General features: G+C 36.1%; 17 protein-coding genes and 1 pseudogene. 7 read left to right on the top strand and 11 right to left on the bottom strand.

The features are described from left to right. Nucleotides 1–127: 127 nt before the first annotated feature. Nucleotides 128–1,072 (bottom strand): annotated as a pseudogene (locus GX497_17025) (DUF4158 domain-containing protein). 283 nt (nucleotides 1,073–1,355) lie between these two features. On the opposite strand from GX497_17025, the gene GX497_17020 reads away from it, so the two are divergent. Together GX497_17020 and GX497_17015 are read left to right on the top strand one after the other, a co-directional pair. Next, nucleotides 1,356–2,468: an HNH endonuclease gene (locus GX497_17020; GenBank protein HHY74893.1), complete on the top strand. Its 1,113-nt coding sequence runs from the start codon at nucleotides 1,356–1,358 to the stop codon at nucleotides 2,466–2,468. Nucleotides 2,469–2,571: 103 nt separating this feature from the next. Continuing rightward, a complete protein-coding gene (locus GX497_17015) occupies nucleotides 2,572–3,078 on the top strand; it encodes an SMI1/KNR4 family protein (protein ID HHY74892.1) in 507 nt (168 codons plus the stop codon). Nucleotides 3,079–3,502: 424 nt separating this feature from the next. Here GX497_17015 and GX497_17010 read toward each other — a convergent pair whose 3' ends face one another. The 6 genes from GX497_17010 to GX497_16985 all read right to left on the bottom strand — a co-directional run bounded on the left by GX497_17010 (nucleotide 3,503) and on the right by GX497_16985 (nucleotide 9,135). Beyond that, nucleotides 3,503–4,438 (bottom strand): hypothetical protein, encoded by a 936-nt coding sequence (locus GX497_17010; protein ID HHY74891.1) that lies wholly within the window; start codon nucleotides 4,436–4,438, stop codon nucleotides 3,503–3,505. A gap of 22 nt (nucleotides 4,439–4,460) precedes the next feature. Continuing rightward, entirely contained in the window at nucleotides 4,461–5,006 is a 546-nt protein-coding gene (locus GX497_17005; GenBank protein HHY74890.1) for a signal peptidase I, read from the bottom strand. Continuing rightward, entirely contained in the window at nucleotides 5,003–6,724 is a 1,722-nt protein-coding gene (locus GX497_17000; protein ID HHY74889.1) for a hypothetical protein, read from the bottom strand. The genes GX497_17005 and GX497_17000 overlap by 4 nt, the downstream gene beginning before the upstream one ends. A gap of 22 nt (nucleotides 6,725–6,746) precedes the next feature. Beyond that, entirely contained in the window at nucleotides 6,747–7,562 is an 816-nt protein-coding gene (locus GX497_16995) for an LPXTG cell wall anchor domain-containing protein (GenBank protein ID HHY74888.1), read from the bottom strand. Nucleotides 7,563–7,658: 96 nt separating this feature from the next. Then, nucleotides 7,659–8,468, bottom strand: coding sequence for a spore coat protein (locus GX497_16990; protein HHY74887.1), 810 nt, complete (start codon nucleotides 8,466–8,468; stop codon nucleotides 7,659–7,661). A gap of 88 nt (nucleotides 8,469–8,556) precedes the next feature. Next, entirely contained in the window at nucleotides 8,557–9,135 is a 579-nt protein-coding gene (locus tag GX497_16985; GenBank protein ID HHY74886.1) for a signal peptidase I, read from the bottom strand. A 266-nt stretch (nucleotides 9,136–9,401) separates the two neighbouring features. Here GX497_16985 and GX497_16980 point away from each other — a divergent pair, with 266 nt between their 5' ends. From GX497_16980 to GX497_16970, 3 genes are all read left to right on the top strand, one after another. Further along, the gene (locus GX497_16980; GenBank protein HHY74885.1) at nucleotides 9,402–9,992 is read left to right on the top strand and encodes a class D sortase; all 591 of its coding nucleotides are present in this window, start codon (nucleotides 9,402–9,404) and stop codon (nucleotides 9,990–9,992) included. 230 nt (nucleotides 9,993–10,222) lie between these two features. After that, nucleotides 10,223–10,375, top strand: a complete 153-nt coding sequence (sinI, locus tag GX497_16975; protein ID HHY74884.1) for a DNA-binding anti-repressor SinI — start codon at nucleotides 10,223–10,225, stop codon at nucleotides 10,373–10,375. Between the two features lie 92 nt (nucleotides 10,376–10,467). Then, nucleotides 10,468–10,812 (top strand): helix-turn-helix domain-containing protein, encoded by a 345-nt coding sequence (locus tag GX497_16970; GenBank protein HHY74883.1) that lies wholly within the window; start codon nucleotides 10,468–10,470, stop codon nucleotides 10,810–10,812. A 41-nt stretch (nucleotides 10,813–10,853) separates the two neighbouring features. Here the strand turns inward: GX497_16970 and GX497_16965 are convergent, their stop codons facing one another. The 4 genes from GX497_16965 to GX497_16950 form a co-directional block, all read right to left on the bottom strand. Then, nucleotides 10,854–11,174, bottom strand: coding sequence for a helix-turn-helix transcriptional regulator (locus GX497_16965; protein HHY74882.1), 321 nt, complete (start codon nucleotides 11,172–11,174; stop codon nucleotides 10,854–10,856). 152 nt (nucleotides 11,175–11,326) lie between these two features. Beyond that, a complete protein-coding gene (locus tag GX497_16960; protein HHY74881.1) occupies nucleotides 11,327–12,043 on the bottom strand; it encodes a Crp/Fnr family transcriptional regulator in 717 nt (238 codons plus the stop codon). Between the two features lie 30 nt (nucleotides 12,044–12,073). Then, entirely contained in the window at nucleotides 12,074–13,981 is a 1,908-nt protein-coding gene (locus GX497_16955) for a cation-translocating P-type ATPase (protein ID HHY74880.1), read from the bottom strand. A 26-nt stretch (nucleotides 13,982–14,007) separates the two neighbouring features. Beyond that, entirely contained in the window at nucleotides 14,008–14,229 is a 222-nt protein-coding gene (locus GX497_16950; GenBank protein HHY74879.1) for a heavy-metal-associated domain-containing protein, read from the bottom strand. A 159-nt stretch (nucleotides 14,230–14,388) separates the two neighbouring features. Here GX497_16950 and GX497_16945 point away from each other — a divergent pair, with 159 nt between their 5' ends. Next, on the top strand, nucleotides 14,389–15,546 hold the full coding sequence (locus tag GX497_16945) for an amidohydrolase (protein HHY74878.1): 1,158 nt from the start codon (nucleotides 14,389–14,391) through the stop codon (nucleotides 15,544–15,546). Continuing rightward, nucleotides 15,536–16,642, top strand: coding sequence for an o-succinylbenzoate synthase (gene menC, locus GX497_16940; GenBank protein ID HHY74877.1), 1,107 nt, complete (start codon nucleotides 15,536–15,538; stop codon nucleotides 16,640–16,642). The genes GX497_16945 and menC overlap by 11 nt, the downstream gene beginning before the upstream one ends. Nucleotides 16,643–16,667: the final 25 nt, after the last annotated feature.

Genomic DNA, 16,667 nt, shown 5'->3' with positions numbered 1-16,667 from the left:
TTATATCCATAAATCGCCAATTGATATGGCGAAAGTAAAAAGGAAACGCAAGTGTCGGTGGCAAATATACTTTGTCACCGACACTTGCGTTTCCGAAATCACCGTCATTAAAAATGACTACTGACACCTTACGACCTTTTGATAACAAACTAAGTATTTGTCTATCATGAATTTCAAACGCTTTATCTGTTAGCTCCTGAGTAAGTTGTAATAAACAGACGGTTAATATCGAATAACGTTTATTTTCTTGAAAGTCACGGAATGCATACGGCTCGTATCTTGAACCTAAGCGAGAAAGTTGTAACAGACGATTGCGATGCAAATGGCTAATTTGTACCGTTTCTAATTCCATTCCTCGTATATATTCAAGTCGTTCTATTACTTTTAGAAATGTTTCGGGCGAAGGATGACCCGGTGGTTCCTTTAACCAACCCAATATCGTTTTATTGGATTCGGATGGATGCTGTGACGTGATGATCTCTTCAAGCTTTTCTTTTTGCTCATTTGTTAGAGATTCACTTACCGTATTAAATAACTTCTTTTCAGCCATTGCCCTTGCTTCCCATACCATTCTTTCAAGTGTAGTGATAGCAGGAAGTATGATTTTGCTTTTTCTTAGAAAATCTATACATTCATGTAATAAATGCATAGCATAACCATTTTCCAAAGCTAATTGATGAAGATACTTAAATACCATTCGATATTCCTTTAGAGTAAAAGTTACAAAGTCGTATTCACTTCGAATTTCCTTCAAATGATCCCAAAGTGTATTTTCTCTTTGAGGATAAAGACTAAGCGAAGATGAAGTAGTACTGATTTGTTTCGATATATAATCTATGACTGAACCCAGGATGCCTTTAATATGAGTGTATGGCCAACCGGGATACCGAAGAACGGCTAATTGAATGGCGAACCCTAAACGGTTTTCCTCTCTCCTTCGTTTATTTATAATTTCTAAATCTCGTTTGGAAAAGGTGTAGTAGGTTCCTAGCACCCACTCATCTTCGGGAATTTGCATAAGCGCCTGTCGCTGTTCCGGTGTAAGCAATTCTCTACCTCTCGCAATTTTCATACAATATCATCTCACTTCTGTAATTACTCAGTTAATTAGTTTAATTATCTATCAATAGAGACAGATTAATATCTAAAAGGTGTGTTTTTTTAAAAAAAGGTAGCCCTATAAAAGGCTAAATACAATTATATAACATTTATGGGACTTTTTAAAAAATGAGAGGGAATATGGAATTTAAAGTCGAATTATTAAATTGTTGAAATTTTAGACATTAATCTTAAATGAGTTAAGGAGGGGCGAGTTTTAGGTATTTTTCAAATTAAAAAAAGAAAGGTGATAAAAAATGAGAAAGATAGTATTTTCTTTGTTAACATTAGTGCTGTTATTTTCCTTTACAGCTTTTACACCAGCAAAAACACTTGATATAACTACTGATTATTCTATTGATGATAATTATAGTAGTATTGTTGTAGAGAACTATTCGGATGCTGCCGAACAATTAAAATATCTACACAAAAAAGGATATATTCCTGAGTTAATAACAGAAAAAGACTTAAAAGATAAAAACAAAATTTCTCATGGAAAAGATAAAAATGTAAAGATATTAAGTGAGGGAACCTACATTGTAGGTCTTGATACTGAAACGAAGAAAACCTTTGATTTTGATGAATTTAGAAAAGAGGTGGAACCTTTAATAGAAAATAAAACATATGAATCACAATCACCTCAAATTGAATTTACTACTCCATCAATGATAAGTATTGATATTGATACTGAAACGAAGCGACTATCTCAAAGTGAATATACCACTTTATCATCATCATTATTATGGTATACAGTTGCTTTTGAAACCTGGGTAGATGCAAACACCACATATCCCAAAATTAATCATTCAGCACAAGTAACAGGTGTATATGGAGTGGGAACAAGACCAACAAACTATACTATTATAGCGAAAATTCAGCGTGCAACAAGTAAATCTGGAACATACAGTAATGCAGCTAGTACTACAAAAACAGTACCATTAAAAGCAGTAGTATCAATATCAGCTGGAATTACTGCTACTAACTATTGGAAAACTGATTCAAGGGCATACGCCAACTATTCAGATGGTTCTTACCCAGCTGATTCAATAATAGAAGGTCCTTATTTATTGAATAAAAAGGGCGTTCCATACGTTATATATAAAGATCCGAAGTCTGGAAAAGTAATGACAGAACCATCTAGCACTACTTGGGCTAAAGTATCTGCGACGGGATGTGCTCTAACTACAACAGAAAGAACAAATTACAAAAAGTGGTACGATAATAATTATGGTGCATTAAATTGGGCTGATTATGAAATTCACCATATTAGACCTTGTGCATATGGTGGGACAAAAGATTATAGTAATCTAATACCTATTCCATATTCATTCCATAGAAGTATTGTAACACCATGGTGGGCAAATTATTAAACAATCTTAGGAATACAGAAAATAGGCATTTGTCCCTTTGTTTTAGCATCAAATTTAAACTTATATTATTGAATAGATTTATTAATTATAGTGAGGGATATGTATGTCCATTGATGTAGTAATAAAGGCATTAAAACAAAGATTAGAACCAACAGGGAAATTAACAATTCAAAGGGAAAATGGAGAACTTCTAGAAGTAACATGTGAATGGAATAATCCAGCTTCTGAGAAAGAATTGGCGGATTTTTCTTTAAAAACTGGCTGGTATCTTCCAGATGATTATAGACAATTCTTAAAATTGCATAATGGGGCAAAAATATTTTCTGTTTGGGGTGATTATTTTGAGTTATTTGATTTAAATAACATAATGAAATACTATCGTGAATATGAAATCTTTTATAAGGGTGCCTATGAGAAAAGTTGGTATATGATTGGTTATTACAAGGGATATGGTGAATATCTATTCATTGATTCAGAAAAGGCGGCTAATAATAATAGTTCTTATCTTGTGTATGTACAAGTTGGGGATAGACAAGACTTATCCCTAAACTTTGAAATGTGGTTTGATCGGTTCATAGTGGCTCAAGGTTCTAGATATTGGTTTTGGTAATTTGAAACTACCAGCATCTGGATTCAATGGAGGACTTTTTCGGAAACTTCATTGTGTGGCTATATTTCTAGCAAAGCAAATAAATTATGGGGCTAGCTAATAGTCAATTTTTTGACTTTTAGATGGCCCTTTTTTTGTGTACAAAAATTAGAATACCAGCATTCTTAATTATTAAATTTCAGGGATTTGCTCTTTATGGACAGCTAAAAATATCTGGGCTTCTATCAAAATAAAAATGTGCCTAAACGTGTATTTTCCCGTATGATATAAGTTTTCTAAACAATAAACTAAGCCGATGATTCCTTAGCGTAGGAAAAATCGGCTTTTCTTGTGGCGAATTTTGCTTAGCGTATGTTTTCCGCTTGTCGACAGGACCCCTAAAAGAGCTGATTCCATTGGAATCAGCCCCTTTACAGAAAATGATTTACTTTTTAAAACAGCTTTGATTTACTTGCAATGATTCACTCCATAGCTCACCTATACCAGGATGGCCTTGTCTTTGGTATGCTTTAAATTTGTAGACCCCTGCTTTTGATGGTGTATATCTTAGGATATGTGATCCACCTGAACCTAAAGCTGGAATTTGTCCGCTAGCGACAATTTCACCATCTTTTGGATTTCCGCTGGCAACCCAATAAACCTCATATCTCACAGGACCTTCCATCGCTCTTGAACCCGCTCCATTTCGGACAGTAGCAAATATTTCTGTACACGAACTTCTGTACGCTCCGTTAAAGCTTAAGGAACTCTTATCCCATTTTCCTGGGTCTCCTGGATCGCCGCCATTGCCGCAAATGCCTTCGACGACAAATTCAACTGGCAATGATTTATCTTCAAATTTCTTTTGCCCTTCTCCTTTTACAAATGCAACTTTTACTGAAATATCCAACTCTTCACCGATATTTAAGCCTCCCTCCGGTAGCCAAGCAGCAATATCAGGAACTGTTGTTGCTAACTTGTCAAGCGTCCAGTTTTCCGCATGTAGTTGTTCGTTATTCGCCCAAAACTCAACTTTAAATTGCTCGGCGAACTTTTCCGCTGTATTTCCCCCATTATCAGCTTCGTATGATTTTGTATCTAAAATAGTCTTTAAATACAAATGATTAACAAAAAACGATCCATTATTCTTCATTTTAAGGTGAAGGGGGTTCACTTCATTTTCAGCTGGGAACAGATTTGTTAAATTAAATTTAATCTCTGATTCAACATCAAGACTACACATCCCGACGGCTAACGTAGTGGGCATTTTTTCAATATCATTAAAATAAGACCAGGAGCCTTTTGGAATTATCGAAGCTATAATCAATAAGAAGCCTATAATTAGAAAGGAGTAGTTCTTTAAATTTTTATAAATAAACATTTTATCACCTGTTTTTGATTACTTAATTGGAGGTTAATCTATGCTTTCGATTAAAAGATGACCTACGTTTAGTTATTGTTGAAAGAATCAAAACAAATACAGGAGCAAGAAAAAATACGAAAAAGCCAATGCGGGTTTTTGTTAGTTGTAAAAAATAGCCCCCATAAGGAATCATTACATTTTGATATTTACCAAGAACATCGATTGCATTTACCGCTTCTACATCTGTAGTTAGATTTGAATCCCCTTTTGTTATAAAACGAAGCTCAGAATTGATATTTTTTACTTCAACAATTCGGTGCGTAATCAGTTGCCTTTCATTTCTTGGCGAGTGAAAGGTGATAACATCATTAACCTTTAAACTTCCTGGATCGCTAACTTTTTTTATGAGAATTAACGATCCAGGTTTAATTTCTGGATGCATTGATCCTGTTGCAACTGTTACGAAATGGTAACCGCCTATTTGTGAGGTTGGTCCGATGAATTTACTTGAAAAAATTAAATAGCAACATAATAGAAGAAATATGAACAACGTAATCTTAGCAACCATTAAAAAATATTTTTTCATAGTTTTTTGTTCCATTGCGACCATAAATACGATCTAATATTAATTATCAATTTATTCTTATTGTCGATTGTTAGTATGTCTGTTTGAATATTTTGTTTTCCAATTTCATCCGTTTCCATAATTTGTTCCGTTTCATCCTCTTCATCTCTTCTATTTACAATGAATCTATCAATTGAAAAGAATTCTGTTTCCCTTGTAGAAGTATTTAGTGATGCAACTGTATCTCTGCTGACCGACTCACTGTCACTTGATGGTTCTGCCGATTGTGTTTCATTACTAGTAGAGCTATTGTTCTCCGAATTGTCGTTACTTGTATCTGAAGATTCGGTTGTTTCGGCTGTATCCTCATGATTACTCGGTGCTCCATTATCTTTTCCAGCATTAGATGGATTATCGTCTCCATCTTGATTATTTGGTATTGAATCAGCATCATTAGGCCGTGTAGGCTGATTTGTCATTGGATCTCCATCTTTTGGATTATTCTCATTTGCTTCTTTTTCTGGAGTCTGTTGGTCAGGAATCTCGACATTGTCTTGTGGGTTTTCTTTAGGTTCTTCTTCACTCTGTGGCGGAGCTTCTGAGTTTGGTTCTTCCCCTTCAGTAGCTGGTGCATCTAAATTTGGTGCATCATCTTCCGCAGAAGGTTGTTCCTGAGGCTCGGAAACTCCTCCACCACCTGCAGGGGGCTCTTGGTTTTCAAGCTCCTGTTGGGTCCTTTTTGCTTCTTCTTCTAGTTCAATTCTTTTTGCTTCCTCTTCCTGCCTTTGTTTTTCTTGTTCGATTCTTGATTGCACTTCAGAATTTGTCGTTTTTGTATTTTCCATCGTTTCCTTTAAATGATCAATGGCTTGTTGAACTTTCTCATAATTTGCTTTTGCTTCCGCAACCACATCTGGCGAAGCCGTTTCCTTTGTACCATCAACATAGGCTTTTAGCTCGTGCAAGTATTTATCAGCATCTTTTAGCGCCTTTTGGATATCAGTTTCTGAGTTAGTAAGAGCTTCTACTAAGGACTGGAATGCGTCTAAATCAAAATTAGCTCCGTATCTTACTAGGATATCTTCAGCGCTGCCGTTTGCAGTCGTTACACCCTCTAATGCTTTTTTGGCAATTTCAGCAATGATTTCTTTCTCAAGAAGAGCCGTCTCTACTTGAATCATGGCCGTAATCGTCACATTTGCCTCGTTCAACATTCCTTCCATTTCATTTATCAACATTGTAATTGTATCCATTAATTCAGTTGCTGTTTCCAAGCCATCTTCAATGATTATTAATATTTTCGTAGCAGATTCATCTACTATAACTTCAAGCTGCCCTTGCTCTAAATAAATATTGAGTTCATTTACTTTATTGCTGGCTATTTCTTGTGAAGCTTTAGCCGCTTCAAGGATTTCATCTAGATTATTTTCACTTATTGCTTGTTCTGAACTTTCCGCCAGCTGTAATTTTTCATAAACACTGTCAGCCTGCTCCTTTAGTGTCTCGATCTGCTCCATTTCAGCTTTAATTTCATTTACAAGTCCTTCAATCGTTTCGGGAAAAACAAATGATGATGTAATTTGCCCATCTTTAATTGATGCTGAATATGAAAAGAGAGCATGAGAAGTTGGGGTAACTTGGGCAATCCCAAAGGCTGCAATCGAAAGTAGACTTGCTGTTTGATACAACGCTTTTTTCTTCATCATTTTCTTTTTTCTTGCTGATCGCTTTCTTCTCATAAGCAAAAAACTCCTATACTTTTCATTGTTTAACAACTTGCTTCTTTTTTCTTTGTATGAAAAATAAATGACTACCTACTAACAAAAGAACAATCCCTGCAAAACCAAAATTATAGATATTTGTTGCAGTTGCTGGCAATATGTGCCCACCCACCGGTGTTGAATTTAATTTTTTTGGATCAATCGGTTGCTGCGGATTTATTTTGTCCGGGTCTTCTGGTACGATTGGATTCTTTGGCTCCTCTGGATCACCTAGAACTCCCGGGGTTCCTTGATTATCGGGGCCGCTTGCCTCCCCTGGTGTAGGATTAGAAGGATTATTGGGATTGTCTGAACCACCTCCAGAGCCCCCACCGCCGCCGCCTCCAGGTGATGGAGGGTCATAGCCTTCAACGATAAACTTAAATTCAACCTCAAACGCTAATCCTTGAAATTCATTGCCAAGCTCATAAGGAAACTCTAATTCAAACAGTAGATCCTCTTCATGCTTTGATTTTAAAAATCTCGGTTTTAACCCTTTAAAATCTTTCAAATTTCCTTCATGTAAAATTCCATTTGAATCAGATACTTTAAGTAAAAATTCCTCATAAAGTTTTTTTGAGCCACCAATAAATTCTGCTGCGGTGTTATACGTAAAATCCCGTTTTCCTAAGTTTTGAACTGTTAATTTTCTTTTGGCCAAATCGCCAGGTTTCATATTAGAAATTTCAAATAAAAACCTATCCGGAGTTACTCCAATATCAAGCTCTTTATTTTCTTCTGCATTTATGATAAGAGAATTTGAACAAAAAATTATGATGACTGTCATAAGGGTAAACAGTATTTTTAGTGATTTCATTTTAAACCCTCTCATTAAAATTCAGATTATAGTAACGAAAAAAATATACATGTTACTAAAGGTGGACATAACGTCCACCCTCGGTTTGTTCAACCACTAATTATTCTTTTTAATTTCCGCCGGATTTTGAGGAGATGGATGTGCTTTTTCGTTCTCATTTACATAACCATTTTCATCAATGATAATGCCGTGCCATTGTGTTGCTTCAAATTGGAAGAGTAAATCAACGCTGTCGCCTTGGTATACATTTTGCGTGTATTCACCATAAACTGGAGATTCCATATCAGTTACTTTTTCTTGGTCATCAATCATCGTAATTGTAAACTCAACGATTTCGTAGTCATATGGATTTAGAGGAATGCCATCCCATTCTGGCCCATTTTTGCCTGGTACAGGCGTTAAGTTAAGGCGTTTGCCATTCATTTGTAATCCTGCAGGGAGCCCAGTTCCTTCAGCTAGATTTCTTAACGTAACATTATCGCTTTCTTGAATCAGCGTGTATGCGTTTGCCCCACCTTCAACACCAGAAATCAATACTTTTACAGCAAATTGGTCAAGAAATTCAAGTGCATCATTGTCAGGTTGACCATGCCTGCCTACATATTCATTTTCGCCATTTGTAAAATTCATCGGAATCACATCTAACCACACATCTTTAATTGCTAATGTTCCATTATTATTCAGTGTAAAGCTGCGTGTAAATTCATCGCCTGGTTTTAAATTTTGAAGGTCAAAAGTTGTTTCAGTTGTTGTGCCAGGAGTAATGTCAAGATCTAATGTTCCAGTCGCTATGTTATTACTTAATGTTTCTACATCATTAAATGCTGCCCATGTTCCCCCACCAATTAAAGCTAATCCTAAAGCAGCTGATGCTACACCTAAACCTAATTTCTTCTTAATTGTCACTTTTGTTTCCTCCTCTTTCTTTACCCCGGATTTTTTCGAGGTATGTAGGTTCTTTGTTTTATATTGAATTCCTAATTTTTTAGGAAAATCAACCATTGATTATTGGATTTTCATTTTCTGGCCTTTTTGTTGCTTTTTCCAATTCTTTAAGCCCCTTAAAAATTAAGATAGCTGAATAAACTAAAAGTAAAATACCTGGAATGACTAATAAAACGATAGCTCCTTTTACAGATTTAGCAAAATCCATAAAATATCCAACATAAGGAATAGTAAAATCTGTATATTTGGCAACTACATTTTGTGATAATACCGGGTTTACATCGGCCTCTTTGTTATTGTCACCTTTTGTTTTATACAATGTCTCTTCCCCACTTTGAATGACTTGAACAATCCTATGGGTCACAACATTATTCTTGCCTTCCCTAAAAGTAACAATATCGTCTTTCTTAAGCGCCGTCGGATCCTCTACAGGTTTAACTGCGATAATGGATCCCGTCATAAATGTCGGTTCCATCGAACCTGATAAGACCATTTTTAATTGATAGCCAAAAAAGTTTGGCTCGCCACCTGATGCTTTTGATGAAATCACGGCTATGACCATCACTATCAAAACTAGGAATAATAAGGTAGTTGTTAACCCGCTTATGACTTCCATTATTTTTTTCACATTTCCACCCCTTTCCTTATGCAATTTCATTTGTTCTTTATATCGAACCCGCAAATTGAGTATATGACAAAAGCCCCTGTTTGAAAAATGTGGAATTCAGCCATATCTTCTTAATAACGAACGAAAAACTTGCATTTTCTTACCTTATCTTTCTTTTCCTTATTTTTTTATAACTTTATAAAGAACTTTTAGTTCTATATATTGAACATACAGAGACTAAAATCGCTTAAATTAGAAAAACTTTTAACAGGAGGCATCAAAATGCAATGATAAAAAAATTAGCTACTTTCATCATCTTCGCTGGTATTGTATTAATTTGGATTAGCTGTTTTCAGTATTACAAAACAATAGAAGCACAGAAAAATAGTCTAAAAGAAGCCTACAAAATTTTGGATATTGATAATCAAACAGCTAAAGAAAAACCAACTATGAAGAATGAAAAAGAACAATTTAACCCACACCAAGGGGATACGGTTGGAATACTTGAGATTCCAAAGCTCGGAGCAGAACTCCCAATCGTTGAAGGAACAGCTGATGACGATCTTGAAAAAGGGGTGGGCCATTATCAAGGAACAGCTTATCCTACACAAAAGGATCAAATTGTATTGTCAGGCCATAGGGATACAGTTTTTCGAAGAATGGGCGAATTAAAGATTGGCGATATCTTAATCATTAAGCTCGCTTATGGTAGCTTTGCATACAAAATTGATAGCACAAAAATTGTCAAAGCAAATGATCAAACTATTATTAAGTCAACCGCACCAGAAGAAGAGCTTATTTTAACAACTTGTTACCCGTTCACATATGTAGGCAGCGCTCCCAACCGCTATATTTTGACTGCAAAACCAGTTGAATAAAAAAACACCTTATAGGGAGACTTGAACGGTCTTCTCTATAAGGCTCTTTTTAGTAGCTAAACTGTGTGGGGCACTATTACTGTCGAAATTCCTATATTTTTATCGTTATTTAAAGAAATAAATGATTGCAACAAATCGCCAAAATAATAATAAAATATTAGATAACTACTACTTATTCCCCAAAAATCATAATGAAAGCAGCTTGAATAATCAAAAAGGGGGTAAGTCCAATAAAAAAACAACAATTTCAAAACGGTCAATTACTTAATGTTGATTTAGAATGGCTACATTTAGTTTTGGAAGCTAAAGCAATCGGACTTTCGGTTGAGGATGTAAAGGCTTTTTTAAAGAAAAATGGAGAATACAATACGAAAAACAGATGAGACCTTTTTGTTGTTTCATTCGCTTTTATGTTTCTAATCATGAACATTCATGGTAAAATATGAGTATACATCATAAACTCAGGGAGATACCAATGATCGGAAAACGTATTCAAACTATAAGAAAAGAGAAGGGACTTTCTTTATCAGATTTGGCTTCAAAAGCTGGTGTTGCAAAATCTTATTTAAGTTCGATTGAAAGAGATATTCAATCAAATCCCTCTGTTCAATTTTTAGAAAAAGTAGCAACTGTGTTGGATATTAGTGTTCAAACGTTGCTATACCCTGAAATTAGCGAAGAAACCGAAACGCTAGATTCTGAATGGATAAAACTTGCCCAAGAGGCAGCTGAGTCTGGTGTCAGCAAAGAACAATTCCGGGAATTTTTAGAGTTTACAAAATGGCAACTTGAACAAAAGAAAAATAATGAAAATGAATAAAAGGCTGGGAACAAATAGTTGAGACTATAGGTTCCCAGTCTTTATTTTAATAATTTGATTAGTTGCTTCAATTTCTCTTTATCAATATTGGATTTGCTCATTTCAATTGCCAGCTCAATCACATCTTTGTCTAAATTATTCATTATTAAGAACGGCTGTTGTTTTGTATCGCTTAAAAGCAAAGATTGAAAATCAATTTTTAATGCCTTGGCAATCTTTTCAATCACTTCAATGCTTGGATTTGTCTGCTTACCACGTTCAATAAAACTTAAGTATGATTTGGATACACCTGAGAGCTTTGAAAGCTCCGTTAATGTAAGCCCTCTTTTTATTCGCAAATCCCTAATTTTCTTTCCATCCATTGCTACTTCCCCTTCTTATAATGTTAATGGAAATATCCCTCCCTTTCCCGATTATATAATGGTCAGGAATGTTCTTTTTAAAGAACACCTAAAACAAGTATAATCTACTACATATATAAATGTAAAGATATTTCACATAAAAACAGAGATTGTTAGTAACTTAATGAATCGAAATCAAGTATTGTTATTTTCCGCTGGCCTGTTTGCTTGATGATGCCTTGTTCTTGGAGGGAGGATAAGCGTCTGCTCAATGTTTCCCTTGTGATTCCGAGATATGAGGCAAGATCTTTTTTGCTGATTGGCAAGGTTATTTCCAGCGGCACATTCGGTAATTGGCCTGGCTCCACGCTTGCCAACTCAATTAAATAGTTGGCTAACCGTTGTTCAGAATCTTGGGAACTAAAGCTTTCGATGTTTTTCTCAGCGTCATTTAAGCGCTTACTGAAGACCTCAAGGATTTTTAATGAAATGGATGGATTGGATAACAGCATTTCCCTCATGTCTGATTTATGGATGGCACAAATCTCTGTATCGCTTATAGCCTCGGCATAACTTGTTAATGACTCATTTGTAAAAAGTGCAAGCTCCCCCATAAAGTCGCCAGGCTCCATAATTCGTATTAATTGTTCCTTCCCAGATTCGGCCAAGCGATAAATTTTCACTTGGCCTTTGTGGACAATATATAAATGTTCAGACGGTGCATCTGCTCTGAAAACCATTTCACCTTTTTTATACATTTTGTTTTGGCTTGCCTTTACAATCTCAAGCATTTCCTCATATTGTAAATGATTAAAGATTGGGACAATGGAGATACATAGCTTCTTCATGTTTTGGTCATCATCCAAATGATGGTGGCAACATTGGCTCATTTTTCAAGGCTCCTGTTCTATTGAAATTTACTATTCGATACTAGTTGATGCTTTTTCGATAACAGTATTTCGATTAGCATTTCGTTGTTTGGTGTTGCTTTTTTGAAAATAAACTAATCTTAATGCATTTAAGATTACGATTAAAACACTTAGTTCATGAATTAGCATTCCAGATGCTAGAAAAACTTGTTTTGCTAATACACCTATTAATAAGAATACCACAGTACCTACGGCAAAAAACATATTTTGCTTCATATTAAGAACAGTCGCCTTTGCTAGCCTGTGAGCCTCTGCTAGTTTTTCGAGTTTATCTGCCATGATGACGACATCTGCTGTTTCCATCGCTACATCAGTACCTGTGCCGCCCATGGCAAAGCCGATATCAGCAGTTGCAATCGCTGGGGCATCATTAATACCGTCTCCTACCATGGCTACACGATACCCCTCTTTTTTCAATTCCTTCACTTTCGTAACTTTATCCTCTGGGAGAAGTTCTGCAAATACTTTATCAATACCTAGTTGACTTGCTACTTTTTCAGCCGCATACTTGTTGTCACCAGTAAGCATATAGATTTTTTTAACACCGCTTTGTTTTAGCTTCGTTATACTTACAGCTGCCTCATTGCGAATTTGGTCAGCAATCGAAATTATTCCAATAATATTTCCATTCATTGCCGCAAAAACAGCTGTATTTCCGCATCTTTCTTGCTCAATTGCATATGTGTCGATTTCATCAGTAATATTTGTGTTGTTTGCTGCCATCCATTTGCGGTTACCGATGAAAAGATTGTTACCATTGATTGTAGCTTTAAGACCATTTCCTTTTACTACTTTAAAATGGCTAGGTTTATGGATGAGCTGCAGCCCTCTTTTTTCGGCTTCTTTTACGATTGTTTGTCCTAAATGATGCTCTGAAATGACTTCTGCCTCAGCTACCATCGTTAAAAATATGTTCTCATCAATGCCGTATGTTTGAATATTCGTAACCTCGGGCTTCCCTTTTGTGAGTGTACCTGTTTTATCAAAAACAAATGCATTCACTTTAGCAAGCTTTTCCATGATGTCTCCGCCTTTAATAAGGACACCTTTCTGGGCGCCATTGCCAATTCCAGCGACAATTGATACTGGTGCGGAAATGACTAATGCTCCAGGACAGGCGATGACTAGAAAAGTTAATGTTAATTCTATATCTCTAGTAAAAATGTAGACGATGATAGATAAAATTAAAATGGCTGGTGTATAAAAAGATGCGAATTTTTCAAGGAATTTTTGTGTTTTTGCTTTCGATTCTTGTGCTTCTTCAACAAGCTCGATAATTTTTGCAAAGGTTGTATCTTCTCCCACTTTTTCGGCAATTACTTCAATATAGCCGTTATCGATGATGGTGCCGCTATATACATAATCATTGACTTGTTTTCGTGCAAGCACCGATTCACCAGTAATTGCTGCTTCATTGATAAATGCTGTTCCAGAGATGACTTTTCCATCGATAGCTATTTTTTCACCAGATTGAATTTGGACACGGTCCCCTTCTTCCACCTCATCAGCAGAAACAATTTGCGTCTTGCCATCACGAATAACAGTTGCTTCTAATGGTGCCATATCCATTAGCGATTTTAATGAGCTCCTAGTCTTTTCTAAACTGCGGGCTTCTAAGTAAGCACCGAATAAAAATAAAAAGGTAACAGCGGCCGATTCTACATATTCCCCAATTATTAATGCGCCAACAACGGCAATAGTAACAAGTAATTCGATGCTAAAAGCCTTCATGCAGAGCGCCCGCCATGCTTTTGTAATGATTGGGTAACCAGCAATAATCGTTGCGGAAAGTAAGGCCGTGTTTTTTAAGGCGCTTAGGTTAGCCATATTAAAGAAAAAAGATGCAACAAGCAAAATTCCAGAGAGTAAGACAATTCTGGCTTTATTTTTTCTATTCATACATGATCCCCCCAATCTATTTTTGTTTAAGATACTTTACTATTTAATACTGGATAGCCAAGCTGTTCAATTGTTGATGCTAGTTGCTCCGCAGCAATGATTTCCTCATTAAATACAACTTTTACTTTGCTGGAATTAAATAAAACTTTTACGTCTGACACTCCTTCTTGTTTTGCCAAAACTCCTTCGATTTTTTTCACGCAGCTTGGACAAGTTAACTCTTCTAATTGAAATTTTACAGTTTTCATCTTTCATATCCCCTTTACCTACTATTTGTTGTTTGTAATTTAATAGTAGTGCATATCAAAGATAAATACTTTGACGCGTGTCAAATTTTAACTTTTATTTATTTTTTCAGTTATACTTATAGTTATCCAGCCTTTGAAGTAAAACTGAGGAGAACTGTAATGAAAAATAACATAAACCAATTAAAAGCAACGATAAAAAAAATTTTTGACTATCTTCATCAAAACCCAGAGCCAAGCTGGCAGGAATATGAAACGACTGTCTATTTAAAAACTTTATTAGAAAGCTACGGTTTCACAGTTCAAACATTCGATGACTGTACTGGTCTGGTCGTTGAAGTTGGTGAAGGCAACATCTGTGTCGGTGTTCGTGCTGATATTGATGCTCTTTGGCAAAATGTCGATGGCATCTTTCGCGCCAACCATTCATGTGGACATGATGCTCATATGACAATGGTGATTGGAACAATGCTGCTTTTAAAAGAAATGAACGCTTGGCCTAAAAATGGAAAGTTGAAGTTTATTTTTCAGCCTGCTGAAGAAAAAGGGACAGGTGCGCTAAAGCTAATTGAAAAAGGGGTAGTTGATAATCTTGATTTTCTTTATGGGGTTCATTTGCGCCCGCTTGAAGAACTTAAATTTGGCGAAGCATCACCAGCTACTTTTCACGGCTCGGCCACGTTTATGACTGGTATTATCAGAGGGGTGGATGCGCACGGTGCTAGGCCTCATTTAGGTCAAAATGCAATTGAAGTTGGTGCAACGCTAGTTAATGAGTTGAATCGTATTCATATAAACCCAATGGTCCCAGCTTCCGTCAAAATAACTTCTTTTCATGCCGGCAGCGAAACTGGCAACCTGATTCCTGGTGAGGCTACATTTTCTTTAGATTTACGAGCACAGACAAATGAAGTGATGATTGAATTGACAAATAGGGTAATCCATTTAGCTGAAATAATTGCCACTTTATATCAGGTTGAAATCTCGCTAACGACTACTGGTTATGTTGCTGCGGCAACCGTCGATGAGACAGCCAAAAGCTTCATGGAACAAGCTATTATTGAGACACTTGGGCAAGAAAATAATAAAGCGCCTATCATCACGCCAGGTGGAGAGGATTTTCATTTTTACACATTAAAGCGACCAAATATAAAAGCGACAATGCTTGGATTGGGCTGCGATTTACAACCAGGATTGCATCATCCGAAGATGAGTTTTAATCGCGAGGCAATGTATAATGGAATTGAGATTATCACACGGGCGGTTTTATATACGTTTGAAAAAGCAAATTGTTTGGAAGGTGAACAAAATGAAAATTAAAGAAGTTGTCATGAGACATCTCAAAATGAACATGAAGTTTGAGTTTACAACAAGCTTTGGCACCATTCGTGACAAGGAATTTATTTTAGTAGAGGCAAAAGATGAAGATGGCCTTGGCGGCTGGGGTGAATCAGTTGCCTTCTCTACACCTTGGTATACCGAGGAAACTTTAAAAACAAATTGGCATATTTTAGAGGATTTCCTCATCCCTTCTCTTTTACACAAAGACATTGAACATCCGGATGACCTAAACAGGATGTTTACCACTATTCGAAAAAATAATATGGCAAAAGCCGCTTTAGAAGGTGCAATTTGGGATTTATACGCAAAACGTTGTGGCAAATCACTTGCGGAGATGCTTGGCGGTAAGAAAAAAGAAATTGAAGTAGGGATTAGTATTGGCATTCAAAAAGATTCTGCTAATTTATTGAACATGATTGAAAAAGCACTCAATGAAGGCTATAAACGCATTAAAATAAAAATTAAACATGGCATGGATGTAAATATAATCAGAGAAGTACGCAAGCGTTTTCCAAATATACCGCTAATGGCCGATGCAAATTCGGCGTATAGCCTCAACGATATTGAGCAGCTAAAAATGCTTGATGAGTTTGAATTAATGATGATTGAACAGCCTTTAGCTTCTGATGATATTATGGATCACGCGGTCTTGCAAAAAGAAATCAAAACACCAATTTGTCTTGATGAAAGCATTCTTTCCTGTGAAGATGCGAGAAAAGCAATTGAGCTTGGAAGCTGTAAAATTATAAATATAAAAATTGGTCGTGTCGGCGGACTAACAGAAGCAAAGCGAATTCATGATCTATGCCTTGAAAAAGGAATTCAAGTATGGTGCGGCGGGATGCTTGAAGCGGGTGTCGGTAGGGCACACAATGTCGCCTTAACAACTCTCGCCAATTTTACCCTACCAGGTGATACATCAGCTTCTTCCCGTTATTGGGAAAAAGATATTATTAAACCTGAAGTAACTGTTCACAATGGCCTAATCACTGTCCCAGATGGCCCAGGGATCGGTTATGATGTTGATTTACAGGCTGTTCGTGAGTTTACCATCTTTGAAAAAGTGTATAGATGAACACCATTTTCTACCCTCAACACCG

The sequence above is a fragment of the Bacillus sp. (in: firmicutes) genome (assembly GCA_012842745.1).
Lineage (GTDB): Bacteria > Bacillota > Bacilli > Bacillales > Bacillaceae_J > Schinkia.
The sequence above is the reverse complement of the archived record's forward strand: the minus strand, read 5'-3'. Positions and strand labels throughout refer to the sequence as shown.